Raw genomic sequence first — 15,804 nt, 5'->3', positions numbered from 1 at the left:
TGTCGGCGAACCGTCGCCGCGCCCATGGCCATAGGACCGGAGCCGGTCACTCACCGTTCACTCCGCGGGGAAGGGCGTCGGCCCGTACGGGTTCCTCGAAACTCGTGCGCATACGTCGTGGCGTGCCGGGCAGACGCGTCTCGGAGCGAAGCTCGCGGCCGCCCCCGGCCGCCTGAGCTCTCCCGGCCCTACCGGTGTGTCCCCCCCTCGCCGGTGGGGCCGCTCCTCTTTCCGGCCTCGCGGGTCTCGCGGGTCTTTCCGCGGCCTCGCGGTTCTCGCGGGTCGCGTGGCCCTCGTGGCTCTCGCGTCTCTCCGGCGGCTCGCGGGCCGGTCGGTTGTCAGACCCCCGTGGCAGGGTGTTTCCCGGGCCGGTGTTCCACCCGAACACCTCGCATCCCGACCTGAGGAGCTGTCATCATGACGGAGCGTCGTCCTGCTCTCACCCCCGCCGCCGAGGCACTCGCCGCGCTGGCCGAGCTGCTCGCGCCGGGCCGCGTGACCGTCGTCGACGAGGTGCTGTTCGCGTACGACGATCCGGACGCCTATGTACGGACCCACGCCGCGCGTCTTGAGGACCGCGGCATCGACGCGCCCATCGAGAACCTCGCGTGGATAGCGCTCGTCGACGCCCTGACGGCACAGGGGCTGCTGGCCGAGGTCAACTGGAAGGAGGGCTCCGAGGAGATCATCAGTCGGCTCCGGGGCCTGGAATCCCGTTCCACCGTCGACCCGTGGTCCCGGGCCGACGCCGACGGCACGGACGCGACGCCCCTGGACACGGACACCGCCGCCTTCCTGAACGACGCCGGCCGGCTCCATCTGAAGGTGGGGGTGGCGCTCGCCGTCCTCGACATAGAGTCGGACTGCTACCCCCTGGTTTGCTTCCCGGCCGAGCGGGCGGGTGAGCTGACGCCGCTCGCCGCGCGCGCCGGTTTCTACGCGGCGGTCCTGGGAGCCGACCACCTTTGAATCGAACCGGGCGCGCGACGCGACGGCCCGGGGCTCAGTCCGCGCTGATCACGATCGGGCCGCCGCCCGGATCGGCGCGGTCGATCCAGTCGGCGGAGGCGTACAGCGGCCGGTTCGGCACCGCACCACGCCGCAGCCGTTCCCGGTGCAGCACCCGTCCGTCCTGGATGACGACGAGGAATGACAGCCGGTCCGCCGAGCGCGCCGTACGGAGCGTGAAGCGGCCCAGCGGCGGACGTGGACCGCGTGGGTCGATACGGTTCGGCGCGACCCACCGCAGGGGTGCGTCCACCTCCACCGGCACCTGGCCGCCCGGCCACGCGCCGTCCGCCAGAAACCGCAGCACGGGCCCCGCGACGAGTCGGCCCTCCCGGGCGGCGGTGCCCGCGGGCTCGATGGCGTGCAGCAGATTGCCGACGGCGAAGACACCGGGCGCGGCGGTACGGAACGCGGTGTCGACCGCCGGGCCCCGGGTGCCCCGGTCGAGGGCGATCCCGCCCCGGCGGGCCAGTTCGTGGTCGGGGATCCAGTCCCCGGTGAAGACGACCGTGTCGCAGCCGATGGTCGCCGTCCTGCCGTCGTCGTGCCTCAGCGTGAGCCCGGTGAGCCGGCCCCGGCCGAGCAGTTCGGTGACGGTCGTGGCGGTGAGCAGCGGAACGCGGTGACGCAGTCGTGCCCCGAGCCCCGAGACCCAGGAGGACTGGTGGTGCGGCTGTTCGGTGACCATGGCCGCGATCTCCACGCCCGCGCTCCGCAGGGTGCGTACGGCGGAGTAGCTGACGGGTTCGGCCCCGATGACGACGGCCCGCGCCCCGATCCACTGATGGTGCAGATGGACGGCCTGTTGCAGCTCGCCGGTGGTGAACACCCCGGCCGGCCGTGTCCCCGGCACCAGCCGGGCGCCGCGCGGGCGTTCGCGTGCGCCGGTGGCGAGGACGACCGCCCCGGCGGAGAGGCTTTCAAGGCCCTCGGGGCCGGTGGTCTCCACGGTGAGCGGCCTGGGGCCGCCGGGGAGGACCTCGCGCCCATGGTGGCCCGCCCAGCCGGTCACCGAGACTCCGGTGCGCAGCGTCGCTCCCGCGTCGATCGCCAGATCGCGCCAGTGGCGGGCGTACGCGGGGCCGCTCAGCGGGCGACGCAGATCACGGACGCCGAACCCGGTGTGGAAGCAGTGGCGTGGGATACCGCCGGCCTGGTCCTCGCGGTCGACGACCTCGACCGTACCGGCGCCGGAGGCGGCCAGTCGTTCGGCCGCGGCCAGACCGGCCGGACCCGCGCCGATCACCAGCACATCGACCGCGCGCCGCCGCCGGCCGGGGTCGGGGGTGGAGGACACGGCGTCCCGGTCCGCTGTCGCGCTCATGGACCGACCTCCGGCCGCGGTGATGGTTGGTCGGGTGTGCTCGGGGCTCCGCGACCGTCGGGTGCTTCGGGAGCTTTGTGAGCTTCAGGAGCTTCGGGGGCTTCGTGGGCTTCGGGGGTGAGCAGGGCGCGCACCGCGGCGCCGCAGTAGAAGCCCTGGCACCGGCCGCCCCGGGCGCGGGTACGGCGCCGCAGCCCCTCCGGCGAGCGCGGCGGGACGGTACTGGCGAGGGCGTCACGGATCTCCCCGCGCGAGACCCGTTCGCAGTGGCAGACGATCCTGCCGTACTCCGGGTCCGCCGCGATCAGTTCGGCGCGTTGGTACGGTCGCGGCGACGACTCGCCGATATTCGGCATCCGTACCGGTTCGAGCTCCCGCGCCGCGCCCAGGTCCTGCCCCAAGTCGGCCAGCAGCTCGACGACATGGGCGGCGATCGCCATGGACGCGGTCAGCCCGGTGGAGCGGATACCGCCCACCGTGATGTACCGCTGCCCGGGATGGGAGCGGATGCGGTAGTCGTCGTACTCGGTCGCGGCGCGCAGGCCCGCGTAGACGGCCGTCACCTCCTCGTCGAGCAGCTCCGGCATGATCCGTCCGCCCTTCTCGCGCAGGAACTCCAGGCCCTCGGCCGTCGATCCGGTCGCCGTCTTGTCGGCCAGGTCCTCGGCGGTCGGGCCGAGCATCACATTGCCGTACACCGTGGGCGCCACCAGCACCCCCTTGCCGAGGGCGGTCGGCACCGGCAGCAGGATGTGCCGGACCAGTTCGCGGGCGAACTTGTCGAAGACCATGAGCTGACCGCGCCTGGGCGTCACGGTGAAGTCGGTGTGGCCGAGCAGCCGGTCGATCTCGTCGGCGTACAGTCCGGCGGCGTTGATCAGTGCCCGCGTCCGCAACACGCCGCGGCCGGTGATCAGTTCGTGCGGCGACACGCCGTCGAGCGCGCCGGTGACGTTCTCCACGGGGCAGTTGAGATGCAGGTCCGCCCCGGCCCGCACGGCCTGGGTGGCATAGGCGAGTGTTGTCGTCCAGGGGCAGATGATGCTCTCACCGGGGACTTCGAGCGCGCCGAGCGCGCCGGGGCCGAGGTGGGGCTCGCGGGAGTACAGCTCGTCCGGGCCGATGATCCGTGTCTCGCGGTACTCATTGCGCTCGGCCTTCTCCACCAGCGCGGGCAGCGCGGCCAGTTGTTCCTTGTCCCAGGCGACGAGCAGCGCGCCGACCGGCTCCACGGGGATGCCCGTTTGGGACGCGTACGCCGCCAGCCGCCGCTGTCCCTCGCGCACGAGCCGGGACTCCAGCGATCCGGGCACGGCGTCGAAGCCGGTGTGCAGAATGGCCGTGTTGGCCTTCGACGTACCGTCGCCGACATCGTCGGACGCCTCCACCAGCGCGATCCGCGGCCGGTAGCGGGTCAGTTCACGGGCGATGGCCGTGCCGACCACTCCCGCGCCGATGACGGCGACGTCGTACACCTCGTCCGGCAGCGTGCCCGAGGTCGTGACAGTCATGGTGCTCCAGGTCCGGGCCGGGACGGACGGAGGTCCGGGCCGGGGGTTCGGTTCTCTTCGGTTCGTTCCCGGCGGCTTCGCCGCGGGACCCGTGGTTCAGGGCGGGGGAGTACGGTCGAGCAGCGCCGCCACCTCCGCGCGGAAGACGCCCAGACGCTCCGCCGCCTCGTCCGCGCCGATCCTCGGCTCGTAGACCGCGGCGGGTTTCCACTCCGGGATCACCTCCCGCAACGACTGCGCCGGGTCGAGGCCGAGACGTGCGAGGGCGCCCACCCCCAGCGCCGTGACATCGGGCAACGCGGAGACCTCGACGGGCCGTTGCAGCAGATCGGCCTGGGTCTGCATGAGCAGCGCCGACCGGGTCAGGCCGCCGTCCACCCGCAGACTCGTCAGGGGCGTGCCGAGATCGGTGGCCACCGCGCCGGCCAACTCCACGACCTGGGCGGCGATGCCCTCGCACAGCGCGCGAACCAGCTGTCCCGGGCCGGTGTCCAGGCCGAGGCCGGTCAGCGAGCCGCGCAGATCGCCGCGCCACCAGGGCGCGGCGAGTCCCGCGAGCGCGGGTACGAAGGTCACGCCGCCGCTGTCCGGTACGCGGGAGCCGACCGTGTCGAGATCGGCGGCCCCCGAGATCACCCCGAGATCGGTCAGCCAGCGCACGGCGGACGCGGCCGTGTAGACCTGTCCGTCGAGGCAGTAGCTGGTGTCTCCGTCGAGCCGCCAGGCGACACAGCTGACCAGGCCCGTCGTCCCGCGGCGCGGTCGGCCGCCGGTCTGCGCGAGCAGGAACGCGCCGGTGCCGTAGGTGCATTTGGCGGTTCCCGGTTCGGTCACATCCTGGGCGAACAGCGCGGCCTGCTGGTCCACGAGCAGTCCGGTCAGCGGGATCTCGGCACCGAAGGCGCTGGTGGTGCCGACCGGTCCCGCCGCGTCGACGACGCGGGGCAGCGCCTCGTCGGAGAGCCCGAAGACATCCAGCGCCTCCGGCGACCAGTCGACCCGGTCGAGGTCGAGCAGTTGGGTACGCCCGGCGGTGGCCGCGTCCGTGACGAACGCACCGGTCAGCTGGTGGATCAGCCAGGAGTCGCTGGTGGTCACGGTGCCCTCGCGGGTCAGCTCGCGCCGGATCCAGGCCATCTTGGGCGCGGCGAAGTACGGGGCGAGCGGAAGCCCCGTCAGCTGCCTCAACCGGTCGTCGTACGGCGCGAGTTCGGCGCACAGTTGCTCCGAGCGGCGGTCCTGCCAGACGATCGCGTCGGTGAGCGGGGTGCCCGTCGCCGGATCCCAGGCGAGCACCGTCTCGCCTTGGTTGGCCAGACCGACGGCCGCGACCGGCTCCGCCGCGTCGGTGAGCGCCTGCTGCCCTGCGTCGAGTACGGAGCGGAGCAGGACCGCGGGATCGACCTCCACCAGTCCGCCGGAGCCGTAGCGGGGCGGCGCCGGCGCCGAACCCGTACCGATCACGCCTCGTTCGGGGCAGACGACCAGCGCCTTGGTGGACGAGGTGCCCTGGTCAATGGCGAGCACCGGCCGGGTGGTTGAGCCGGCGCGGGGGCGGGGCGAGTGCTGGGCTGGCGGCATATCCCGTTCTTCGGTCGCGGAGGGGCACGAGGCTGGCGTCGATCGCGGCGGGTACTGGCCGCCGGGCTGATCGCTGAGCGAAAGCGTGGTGCAGGTCAGACCGGGCGTCAAGGGTTCTCTGGACCGACCGGGTGCGGGTGCGGCGGCCGGAGGTCCCGGCGCTCCGGGAAATCGTCCGGGCGACGTCGCCCGGAGAGCCCCAATCCGCCTGGATCAACAGAGAGTTGCGAAAGATCAGCAAAGTGTTCGAGCCATGTCACTCTGACCCCTACACTGATCGCCGCAGTGGCAGGGAGTGCTCCTCGGTTCTCCCTCACCTGCGGCACGGCTGGTTCCTGCCTTCTGCGACGACGCCGGATCGCTCCACCCCCCACCGTCCTAGAGGATCTATGACGAACATATTTTCAGCCAGGCGCCTCTTCGGGCGTGCCCGGCTCAGCACGTCCTGTAGCCGGCCCGCGGTGGCGCCTTCCTCCCGGCCGCCGCGGATCGGGAGTTCCGTGACCCCGGGACGGGGGAGCATCCGCCACCCCCGGGTCCCAGGGCCGCCGGGGACAGGGACGGTGGGCCGGTGCTAGCTTCCCCCGCCCCGCCGTCCTCACGGCTTCCCAAGCGGCCGTCACCGTGGTTCGCCCGGCGGCCGTTCTCGCGCGCGCGGACAGGACCCAGCTGATGGCGAGCGACAACATGCGACCCGTCTACCACCCGGCGGGCCACGACAACGAACTGCGCGCCGCGGTCCAGGATCTGCGCACCGGACGCTGGGTCTCGATGCGCAACCTCCTTGCCGAGACGCGCGATTGGTCCCTGTGGACCCAGCGCACCCAGGTGCTCGCCGCCGTCGCCGCCGGCTCCGACGCCGTACAGGCATGGCTGTCGGAAGAGCCACGGAACGTCGCCGCGCTCGTGATGCACACCCGCGTCCTGGTGGAGCGCGCCGTACGGGCGCACCGTGAGGGACACACCCGCACACAGGAGCTGTGGCAGCAGGCGTGGGAGGCATGCGGCAACGCCGCGCGCCAGGCTCCCGCCGACCCGGTGCCCTGGGTATGTCTGCTGGCCCTGTCCCAACTCGACGGCAGACAGCGGCTGGAGGAACACCGGCTGGCGCCGCCGGGACCCATGCTCTTCCCCGGCCCCTGGGCGCTGCTCGCGGAGGCGGACAAGCGCGATCCGTACAACCGCGAGGCGTACCACCGCATGCTCCAGTTCGTCTACGCGCGGCGGGCCGACGGATCGCTCTCGGAAGCGGTCAACTTCGTCCAGTGGGCCGCCTCTTCGGCCCCCGAGGGCTCGGCGCTGCACGTCATGCCGCTGTTCGTGCGCGTCGAGCGCTACCGCCGGGACAACGGCCACGAGAAGGCGCTGGACCTCCACTGGGTGACGGAGGACGCCACCCGGGACGCGCTGCGGGCCCTGCATCTGTGGTTCGACCACGCCGTACTCGCCGAGGCCTCGCTGCTCGACCTCAACCAGCTGGCGCACGCGCTGTGGGGGTCGCTCCAATTCGTGCAGGGGGCCCGGGTGTTCGAGGCCCTGGGGCCGTACTACGTCTCCGTGCCGTGGGCGTATCGTACGCGCAGCCCCGGCGACGCCGCGCAGGCCGAGGACGTGTTCCTGCGCGCCCGCAGCCGGTGTCTCGCGGCTGCCCGTGATCCGCGGGACGGGCCGGCCGGCTGAGTGAACACCCCTCGCGGTGCCGCTCGTTGCCCCCGCCCTCGGCAGTACGTCCCGTAACCGTCCCCTATGTGTGGTTTCTTATCGGAGGTCCATTCCATGTCCACTTCACCACCGACCTGGTCGAAGGCCGGCCCCATACCCCAGAAGGATGAAGAGCAGCGGCTGCGCGAGCTCGGTTACCAGCCCGTCCTCGCCCGCCGCATGGGCGGCTTCGGCAACTTCGCCATCAGCTTCTCGGTCATCTCCATCCTGTCCGGCTGCATGACCCTGTACGGCTTCGGCATGGGCAACGGCGGTCCCGCGGTGATGCTCTGGGGCTGGGCGGGCGTCGGTCTGTTCGTGCTCTGCGTGGGCATGGCGCTGGCCGAGGTCACGAGCGCGTATCCCACCTCGGGCGCCCTCTACTACATGGCCGACCGGCTCGGCGGTCGCAAGTGGGGCTGGTACACCGGCTGGCTCAACCTGCTCGGACTCCTCGGCGCGATCGCGGGTATCGACTACGGCGCCGCGCTGTTCACCGGGGCCTTCCTCAATCTCCAGTTCGGTTTCGCCCCCAGCCCCGGCTGGACCTTTGTCATCTTCCTGTGCATCCTGCTGCTGCACGCCGTGCTGAACCTGTTCGGGGTCAGGCTGGTCAGCGTGCTCAACTCGATCAGCGTGTGGTGGCATCTGGTCGGTGTCGCCATCATCGTCGGTGTTCTGGCGATCGTCCCCGACCACCACCAGTCGCCGTCGTTCGTCTTCACCGAGTTCGTCAATGATTCCGGCTGGGAGAACCCGCTCTATGTGGCCGCCATCGGGCTGCTGCTCGCGCAGTACACCTTCTGTGGCTACGACGCCTCGGCCCATCTCTCCGAGGAGACCTCGAACGCGTCGGTCACCGCCGCGCGCGGGATCGTCAGGGCCATCTGGGTCTCCTGGATCGCCGGGTTCGCCCTGCTGGCCGGTCTCACCTTCGCCATCCAGGACTACGCGGGCGCCCAGAACAGCTCCACCGGCGTGCCGCCCGCGCAGATCCTGATCGACGCCCTCGGTACGAGCGGCGCCACCGCGCTGCTGCTGCTCGTGATCGTGGCGCAGCTGTTCTGCGGCAACGCGGAGGTCGCGGCGGCCAGCCGGATGGTGTTCGCCTTCAGCCGTGACAACGCCCTGCCGGGCTCGGCGCTGTGGCGGCGTGTCAGCAGCCGTACCCAGACCCCGGTTCCCGCGGTCTGGCTGTCGGTCATCGTCGCGGGTGTGCTCGCGCTGCCGTCCCTGTACTCCACGACGGCGTACGGTGCGGTGACCGCCATCAACGTCATCGGTATCACCCCGGCGTACGCCATCCCCATCTATCTGAAGCTGCGCGCCAAGAACCGCTTCGAGCCCGGACCGTGGACCCTGGGGCGCTGGAGCAAGCCGATCGGCTGGATCGCCGTGGTGTGGGTGGCCTTCGTCACCGTCCTGTTCTGCCTGCCCCAGTCGAACCCCGTGACGGTCGACTCGATGAACTACGCCGTGATCGCGCTGGCCGTGGTGCTGATCCTGGCGACCGCGTGGTGGTACATAGCCCGTGGCTCGTACAGCACCCCGCAGGCGTACGGCAGCGCGCGCGAGCAGTCGGAGATCTCGGAAGGCATCGTCTGAGCCATGCCGCCGTTCGGCGGGACGCGTGGTCTGCGGCGGGGGTCCGGCCCAAGGGCGGGGCCCCCGCCGCATGGGCCGGCTCCGGTTCCGGCTCCGCTCAGTTGTCCATGATGAATTGTTTCGCCAGCTCGTCGCCGCGCCGCGCGATGGCTTCGTGGTCGTCCAGCGGCGCGATCTCGGAGTCCTTGAAGACGATGTAGGTCACGCCCGAGGGCACTCCGCCGCCCGCGGGGTCGGCCACGATACCCAGCGCGCGGGCGGTCGCGTACGACGCCTCCCCGATGATCCCGGGCGGGCCGGTGTCGCCGACGACGGCGTACTCCACCTTGTCGCGGTGGATGACCGCCGCGACGGATCCGCCCCGGATGCCCGAGGAGCGGTAGTTCCAGATGGAGCTCGACAGGGGCACGACGATATACGGCAGCTCCTCCGGATTGAGCGCCCTGCCGTCCCCCTGGGTATAGGCGGTGGTGGGCTGGTAGTAGGGGTCCGCCGCGGAGTTGCAGTGGGCCGTGGTCTGGCCGTCGCAGTCGATGTCCATGTCGGCGTTCCAGAACACGGCGCCCTTGGCGTCGCAGACGGGGATCGTGGCCGCGGTGCCTTCGCCGGCCCGGTAGAGCCCGTTGGAGATCTGGTCGCAGCCGCCGGCCCTGGACAGCAGGGCCGCCGCGGTGACCGGTCCGTCCTCGGGGAAGCCGTCCTGCCTGAACGATTCTCTACCGGCGGGCGGTCCGGCCGCGGGCGGCGGCGCGCCGTGGCGTTCGGGCGACGGGGAGGAGGGAGGCGCGGAGGGGTGTGGTGCCGCGGAGTGCGGTGCGGAGGGGTGCGGAGCGGACGAGTGCGGTGCGGAGGAGTGCGGTACGGAGGAGTGGGGTGGCGAGGAGGGAGGCGCGGAGGGCAGCGCGGAGGACGGTACGGAGCGGTGGGCCGCCAAGGCGAGGTACGCGGGATCGGGCGACGCGCGGGCGGGAGACGCGGGGGTGTGCGGAGCCTCGGCGGGTACGGCCAGGGCGGGGAGCACGGTCGCGGGGATGACCGCGGCGGCGAGCAGCGCCGTACTGGCGGCTACGAAGACATGGGGGCGACGGGGCACGGAAACGATCCCTTTCCTGAATGAACCGGGCGGGACGGCGCGGCCTGGGCGGCACCGGGGTGGCGGGGTCAGCGGCGGGGCGGGGACGGCCTGCGGCCGTCACCTATGCACTCGCTCAGCCGGTCGAGGAAGACCCGCTGCCCCGTCACCAGTGGCTCCACGGCGTTCTCCAGGGAGAACCAGGCGACACGGTCCAGCTCGGGGAATTCGCGCAGGACACCCGATCCTCTCGGCCACTCCATGCTGAAAGTGCCGGGCGCGGCGAGGGCGGGGTCGAGATCCCCCTCTACGGCCCAGGCCGTCACCTTCTTGCCACCCCGCTGCCGGGCCTCGCCGAGCGGGATCCACGGTCCGTCGGGCGGTGGCAGGCCCAGCTCCTCCTGGAACTCCCGGCGCGCGGCGTCCTCCGGCCGCTCGTCCGGTCCGTGCTCACCCTTGGGGATCGACCAGGCGGCGGCATCGCGGCCGGACCAGAACGGCCCGCCCATGTGCCCGAGAAGCACCTCGGCACCGGTGTCCGTCACCCGGTACACGAGGAGCCCCGCGCTCTGTTTGCCCGACATGCCGTCAGTCTGGGCACAGTGGCATAACGGTGCATTCCGGACATCGGTTGTTCGTGCGAGTTCAGCCCGTATCTTCGACGCCGACGTCCGTTACCAGGCTCGTGGGCGGTGAGGCCCGCGGCGCATCATCGGGCGCGTCACAAGAGAGCGCAGCTCTACGGTGCGTCGCGCCGGGCTGATCGTATGAATGATTGCGCCGGACGAGGGTGCCGCGTCCGGTCGGTCCACGGCATGGGTTCGCCGGTCGTGTAACGGACCGCACGCGAGGAAGGGAATGGGGCGTCGATGGTCCGTCAGGGGGTAGGCGCGAGAAAAGCCCGCCCGACCCGGTCCCGGATCGCGGCAGACGACAGGGAGACGACATGCCCGGAATCATCGAGCGCATCAGGCGGTTCGCCGGCAGTCCGCAGGGGCGCCGCGTGACGGATCAGATACGCCGCGCCTCCGCTGATCCGAGGAAGCGCGCGCAGGCGCGTCAGCTGCTGAGCCGGCTCCGCGGAAGGCGCTGACGGAGCCGGGCGGCAGACGGGTGGCGGGCGGTAGGGCAACCAACGGACGGGCTCCCTGTCAGAGCAGCCTCCACAGATGGTCGTCCGTGCCGTTGTCGGCGAACTGGACCACCTGCGCGCTGTTGGCGGTCGACATCCCGTCGACGCCCAGCACCTTCCCGCTGTGCTTGTTGCGGATGCGGTACCAGCCGTCGCCGCTGTCCAGCAGCTGCCAGAGATGGTCGTCCGTGCCGTTGTCGGCGAACTGCACCACCGGCGCGCTGTCGGCGGTTGACATGCCGTCGACGCCGAGCACCTTGCCGCTGTTCCCGTTCCTGACCAGGAACCAGCCGCCGCCCGCGTCGATCAGCTGCCAGGCGTGGTCCGCGGTACCGGAATTGTCGAACTGCACCACCCGGGCGCTGTCGGCCAGCGACATCCTGTCCACCGCCAGCACCTTCCCGCTGTGCTTGTTCTGGACGCGTTGGTAGGCGGGCTCCGGTGTCCAGGCACGGCCATCGGGGTGCGCGGTGGGGAAGGCGGTGACCCGGAGCCTGGCCGCGCCCATCGGGATCAGCGTGACGCGTTCCACCGCCGAGGCGCTGCGGGCCGGGCTGTCCTGAAGGGGAGCGACGACCCGCTCGTTGTCCGCGACCCACTCGGTGATGCGCCGGGCGGGGGCGGTGATCCGGACCGGTGTGCCCTCCTGGGTGAAGGGGTCGCCGGACAGCGGACCGCTGTCGGCGGAGAACCGCAGATCCGTCGGTGGATCCTCGGGCCGGTCGGTGGCCAGGCCGTAGTTCCACGCTCCGCTCGCCCGCACGGCGAGTTCGGGGAAGTCGTCCGTCCCCGCGTAGCGCTCGTACCGTTCGCCGATCCGCAGGGAATAGGTCAGCGGGCCGTGGTCGATGCTGACGGCGCCGTGGTTGCCGTCCCAGCGGCGCACGGTGGTGCGCTGCGGCAGTCGCAGAGTCACCCGGTCACCGTCCCGCCACGTACGGTCGACCTTGACGAAGGCCGGGCCCGACGGGGCGGCCGTCCGCCGTCCGGCGACGGTGAGTTGGGGTTGTTCGCACCAGCCGGGTATCCGCAGATAGAGCGGGAAGCGGAGCGGGCGCGGGGTTGCGACGGTGAGAGTGACGGTCTCCTTGAAGGGATAGTCGGTGTCCTCGGTGACGGTGATCTCCGTGCCGTCGGCGACCTTCGCGCGGACGCGGCTCGCCGCGTACATCGCGGCGGCCAGCCCCTGGTCGGGGGTCGCGAGCCACAGCTCCTCGGTGAAGTAGGGCCAGCCCATGCCGTAGTTGTGCGGACAGCAGCGGTACTGGTCGACGCCGGGCTGATACGACTGCATCGCGAAGCCGTTCTGGAACTGCCCCTGTGTCTTACGGGAGTTGTCGAGATCGACGCTGTTCGCGGAGGTGATGTAGTGCACGCCCCGGCCCCAGGGGTCCGTGGCGGCCGGCAGCATGTTGAACGCCAGCTCTTCGCAGCGGTCGGCCCACGCCGGGTCACCGGTGATCCGGGTGAGCAGTTCGTGGCTGGCCATGAACTCCACGATTCCGCAGGTCTCGAAGCCCTGCCTGGGGTCGTCGAAGCCGGGCCTGGCGTTCTCGTCCCCCGCGAATCCGCCGCCGGGGAACTGGCCGTAAGAGCCCATGATGGAGGCGTAGTTGCGGTAGGTGGCGCGAGTGAGTTCGGCGGACCCCGAGCGCAGGGCGTACTGCGCCGGCTCACGGAAACCCTGCGCGATATTGACATTGTGCAGATCGGGGAAGCGGTCGACCCAGTTCGCGCCCCGCGTGTGCATCGTGTCGACCAGATCGAGCAGAAAGGGCTCGCGGGTGCGGTTGTAGATCCACATGGCGATGTCGAGCCCGTCGCCCCAGCGTTTCGAGACCCAGCTGGAGTCGAACGCCCCCGGACCCTGCGCGTTCATATAGCGGAGGAAACGTACGACGAAGGGCGTGATCCGCTCGTCGCCGGTGAACTCCTCGTGCGAGCGCAGCGCTTGGAGCAGCGGCAGATAGGGCCAGAAGTCGGGGCCGCCGTTGAGCGCCGTACGCAGCCGGGTGGGGCCGAAGAAACCGTCCGGCCGCTGAGTGGCGAGGATCGCGTCGATCCAGCGGCGGCTCGTGGCGAGGGCGTCCTGGTCGCCGGTGAGCGCGGCGAGGCTGACGTATCCGCGCAGCCAGTAGGTGACTTCCTCCCAGCCGTCCTTCTCCGGGTGGACCCAGCCGGACTCGTCGAACCGCAGGAAGTGGGAGATCTCGGCGTAACGGCCGAACAGCCCGTCGAGAAGGAGGCGCAGCTGCCCCGAGAGCCAGCCCCGGGCCGTGACGCTCCCGAGCGGGAGCTTCTGGAAGGCGGTGGGGGCGAGTGGCGCGGCGTTCGGCGCGTACCAGCCGCCGGGCGCCGGAGCCACGCCGAAGGCGGAGGGCGCGAAGGTGCCGAGGAGGACCCCACCACCGAGAGCGAGGGCGCCGGTGTGCAGAAAACGTCGTCGGTCGAGCATGATCAGGGACTCCCATCCATGTCAGTGCCGAGCAGTACAACGTTGAAAAGAGCGGGAGTTGGCATCACAGCACGCGGCCGTCGCTCTGTCCAGGTGCGCGGCGCCGCGACTCCGGCGATCCTGGACGGGGATCCAGCCGGGGGAGAGGCCGGGCGAGTCTCCTGAGCTGGTCGACAATGCGACATTTTGTCGGGAAAGTTATGCTACAAGCGTTCGAGCGCCACGAAACAAGGGGCCCGGCCGCTGACCGGGCTTCCAGCCCACCTCCGGAGCGGGCGCATGGCAGGACGCGATCGGGACCCGGACCGGCCGGTGATCGGTGCGGACGAGGTACTCGCACTGAACCGCATGGGCAGCTTCGACTGGGACCTCGAAAGCGGGGCCTTCGAGCTGGATGCGGCGGGCCTCGCCGTGTTCGATCTGCGCCCCGACGAGTACGACGGTGTGGCCGAGACCCTGGTCTCCCGCGTACCCCGTGAGGAGGGCCTGCGTCTGCAAGCCGTGGTGGACACGGCGATCCGCAGCGGCCGGACCTCGTACGGCTCGTACTTCCAGCTGACACGCCGCACCGGGACGCGGCAGTGGACCCATACGAGGGGCCGCATCCTGCGCGACGAGCGGGGCCGCCCTTACCGCATCGTCGGCATCGTGCGGAACGCCACGGCGGACCTCTCCGAATTCACCGTGGTCGACCCGGCGGAAACGGGCCGAACGGACATGACCGGCAGGGCCCACGGCGCCGCGGACGCCCTCTCCCGGGCGATCACCGTGGACGATGTCGCCGCCGCGCTGACGGGCGCGGGCGGTCTTGAACACTTCGGCGCCGACGGACTCGCGCTCGGCCTGGTGGAGGGCGGCGCCCTGAAGCTCATCGCGCTGGCCGGCGAGTCCATCGAGGTGCTGGACGACCTGCGCCTCCATCGCCTCGACGGCTCCCTGCCGCTCGCCGAGGCCGTACTGAACCAGCGGCCCCGGTTCGTCAGCTCACTGCGCGACCTGGTGATCGACCGCTTCCCCCGGCTGCGGCCGTACGTCCGGGGGCTCGGGGCCAACGCCGCGGCTTTCCTGCCGCTGGTCGCCCAGTCCCGCTCGATCGGCTGTCTGGCGCTCTTCTACCGGCGGCGTACGCACTTCTCGTCCGAGGACCGCGACATGCTGATGGGCCTCGCGGGCGTCGTGGCCCAGTCGCTCCAGCGCGCCATCCTCTTCGACCAGGAGCGCGATTTCGCGACCGGTCTCCAGGCGTCCATGCTGCCCAGGGACATCCCGGAATTCCCCGGCGCCGAGATCGCGGTCCGCTATCACGCGGCCTGGAGCGGCAGAGAGGTCGGAGGCGACTGGTACGACGTCATCACCCTGCCCCGGAGCCGGGTCGGCGTCGTCATCGGTGATGTGCAGGGGCACGACACACACGCCGCCGCCATCATGGGCCAGCTCCGTATCGCGCTGCGCGCGTTCGCGGGCGAGGGCCACACGCCCGCGACCGTCCTGGCGCGCGCCTCGCGCTTTCTCGCCGAACTCGACACGGAGCGCTTCGCGACCTGCGTATACGCCCAGCTGGACTTGGCCACCGGCGCGATGCGCGCCGTACGGGCCGGCCATCTCGGCCCGCTCGTACGGCACAACGACGGCAGAATCGACTGGCCCCACCTGCGCGGTGGACTGCCGCTGGGGGTCGCCACGGCCTTCGGACAGGAGGAGTACCCGGAGACGAGGCTCGACCTCGTACCCGGCGAGACACTGGTGCTGTGCACCGACGGGCTGGTCGAGGAGCCCGGCAGTGACATCTCGATCGGGATGGACGCGCTCGCCGAGATGGTGCGGACCGGCCCCGGTCGGGCGGGCGAGCTGGCCGGCCATCTCTCGGAGCGGCTGTGGGAGCGCTGGGGTACGGGCGACGACATCGCGCTGCTCGTGCTGCGCCGCCGCCCCGATCCCGGCACCGACCAGGCGCCCCGTATCCATCTGCACGTCCATCAGGCGGACCCGGAGGGCCTGGTCGAGAGCCGTTCCGTGCTGCGCCAGGCGCTGGCGGACTGGGGGCTCGCCGAGCTGACCGACGATGTGGAGCTCGCCGCCGGAGAGCTGCTGGTGAATGTGCTGCTCCACACCGAGGGCGGCGCGGTACTCACCCTGGAGGTGCTGCCGGAGCCGGTGCGCCGCGTGCGCCTGTGGGTCAAGGACCGCTCCAGTGTCTGGCCCCGCCGCAGGCAGCCCGGCGAGGCGGCCACTTCGGGACGGGGGCTGCTGCTGGTGGACGCGGTGGCCGCGCGCTGGGGGGTCGAGCCGCGCGGGGACGGCAAGGCGGTCTGGTGCGAGTTCCGGCCGGACGGCGAACGGGGCTGAGGGCGACCGACCGGGGGCGGAGGGCGACTCACCGGGGCGGAGGGCGACCGATCCGGCTGGCGCGGGGTT

Annotated in this window: 10 protein-coding genes; 4 read left to right on the top strand and 6 right to left on the bottom strand. The window is 71.5% G+C overall.

What is annotated here, in order from left to right:
- Positions 1-417 precede the first annotated feature (417 nt).
- Positions 418-969: a DUF6630 family protein gene (locus ABTZ59_RS13010; protein WP_351395234.1), complete on the top strand. Its 552-nt coding sequence runs from the start codon at positions 418-420 to the stop codon at positions 967-969.
- A 34-nt stretch (positions 970-1,003) separates the two neighbouring features.
- On the opposite strand, the gene ABTZ59_RS13005 is transcribed toward ABTZ59_RS13010, so the two are convergent.
- From ABTZ59_RS13005 to ABTZ59_RS12995, 3 genes are all read right to left on the bottom strand, one after another.
- Positions 1,004-2,332, bottom strand: a complete 1,329-nt coding sequence (locus ABTZ59_RS13005; protein WP_351395231.1) for an NAD(P)/FAD-dependent oxidoreductase — start codon at positions 2,330-2,332, stop codon at positions 1,004-1,006.
- Positions 2,329-3,843: an FAD-dependent oxidoreductase gene (locus ABTZ59_RS13000; RefSeq protein ID WP_351395228.1), complete on the bottom strand. Its 1,515-nt coding sequence runs from the start codon at positions 3,841-3,843 to the stop codon at positions 2,329-2,331. The genes ABTZ59_RS13005 and ABTZ59_RS13000 overlap by 4 nt, the downstream gene beginning before the upstream one ends.
- A gap of 96 nt (positions 3,844-3,939) precedes the next feature.
- A complete protein-coding gene (locus ABTZ59_RS12995) occupies positions 3,940-5,424 on the bottom strand; it encodes an FGGY family carbohydrate kinase (protein WP_351395225.1) in 1,485 nt (494 codons plus the stop codon).
- A gap of 672 nt (positions 5,425-6,096) precedes the next feature.
- Between ABTZ59_RS12995 and ABTZ59_RS12990 the strand changes: the two genes are divergently transcribed.
- Both ABTZ59_RS12990 and ABTZ59_RS12985 read left to right on the top strand, forming a co-directional pair.
- The gene (locus tag ABTZ59_RS12990) at positions 6,097-7,104 is read left to right on the top strand and encodes a hypothetical protein (protein ID WP_351395222.1); all 1,008 of its coding nucleotides are present in this window, start codon (positions 6,097-6,099) and stop codon (positions 7,102-7,104) included.
- A gap of 96 nt (positions 7,105-7,200) precedes the next feature.
- Positions 7,201-8,730 carry an amino acid permease gene (locus ABTZ59_RS12985; protein ID WP_351395219.1) on the top strand — a complete coding sequence of 510 codons (1,530 nt, stop codon included), beginning with the start codon at positions 7,201-7,203 and terminating at the stop codon, positions 8,728-8,730.
- A 97-nt stretch (positions 8,731-8,827) separates the two neighbouring features.
- On the opposite strand, the gene ABTZ59_RS12980 is transcribed toward ABTZ59_RS12985, so the two are convergent.
- The 3 genes from ABTZ59_RS12980 to ABTZ59_RS12970 form a co-directional block, all read right to left on the bottom strand.
- Positions 8,828-9,823: a glycoside hydrolase family 75 protein gene (locus tag ABTZ59_RS12980; RefSeq protein ID WP_351395216.1), complete on the bottom strand. Its 996-nt coding sequence runs from the start codon at positions 9,821-9,823 to the stop codon at positions 8,828-8,830.
- A gap of 68 nt (positions 9,824-9,891) precedes the next feature.
- Positions 9,892-10,386 (bottom strand): NUDIX hydrolase, encoded by a 495-nt coding sequence (locus ABTZ59_RS12975; protein ID WP_351395214.1) that lies wholly within the window; start codon positions 10,384-10,386, stop codon positions 9,892-9,894.
- A gap of 567 nt (positions 10,387-10,953) precedes the next feature.
- A complete protein-coding gene (locus tag ABTZ59_RS12970) occupies positions 10,954-13,389 on the bottom strand; it encodes an RICIN domain-containing protein (protein ID WP_351395211.1) in 2,436 nt (811 codons plus the stop codon).
- Between the two features lie 279 nt (positions 13,390-13,668).
- Between ABTZ59_RS12970 and ABTZ59_RS12965 the strand changes: the two genes are divergently transcribed.
- Positions 13,669-15,735, top strand: coding sequence for a SpoIIE family protein phosphatase (locus ABTZ59_RS12965; protein WP_351395208.1), 2,067 nt, complete (start codon positions 13,669-13,671; stop codon positions 15,733-15,735).
- The last annotated feature ends 69 nt before the right edge of the window (positions 15,736-15,804 follow it).

The organism is Streptomyces sp. NPDC094034 (assembly GCF_040303865.1).
Classification (GTDB): domain Bacteria; phylum Actinomycetota; class Actinomycetes; order Streptomycetales; family Streptomycetaceae; genus Streptomyces.
Note: the sequence above shows the minus strand (reverse complement) of the source record. Positions and strands in the feature narration are given on the sequence as shown.

Excerpts from the sequence above, each read along its gene's own strand:
- ABTZ59_RS12995 (WP_351395225.1), bottom strand. The coding sequence starts at position 5,424 with ATGCCGCCAGCCCAGCACTCGCCCCGCCCCCGCGCCGGCTCAACCACC.
- ABTZ59_RS12965 (WP_351395208.1), top strand. The coding sequence starts at position 13,669 with ATGGCAGGACGCGATCGGGACCCGGACCGGCCGGTGATCGGTGCGGAC.
- ABTZ59_RS12970 (WP_351395211.1), bottom strand. The coding sequence starts at position 13,389 with ATGCTCGACCGACGACGTTTTCTGCACACCGGCGCCCTCGCTCTCGGT.
- ABTZ59_RS13005 (WP_351395231.1), bottom strand. The coding sequence starts at position 2,332 with ATGAGCGCGACAGCGGACCGGGACGCCGTGTCCTCCACCCCCGACCCC.
- ABTZ59_RS12985 (WP_351395219.1), top strand. The coding sequence starts at position 7,201 with ATGTCCACTTCACCACCGACCTGGTCGAAGGCCGGCCCCATACCCCAG.
- ABTZ59_RS12990 (WP_351395222.1), top strand. The coding sequence starts at position 6,097 with ATGGCGAGCGACAACATGCGACCCGTCTACCACCCGGCGGGCCACGAC.
- ABTZ59_RS12975 (WP_351395214.1), bottom strand. The coding sequence starts at position 10,386 with ATGTCGGGCAAACAGAGCGCGGGGCTCCTCGTGTACCGGGTGACGGAC.
- ABTZ59_RS13010 (WP_351395234.1), top strand. The coding sequence starts at position 418 with ATGACGGAGCGTCGTCCTGCTCTCACCCCCGCCGCCGAGGCACTCGCC.
- ABTZ59_RS13000 (WP_351395228.1), bottom strand. The coding sequence starts at position 3,843 with ATGACTGTCACGACCTCGGGCACGCTGCCGGACGAGGTGTACGACGTC.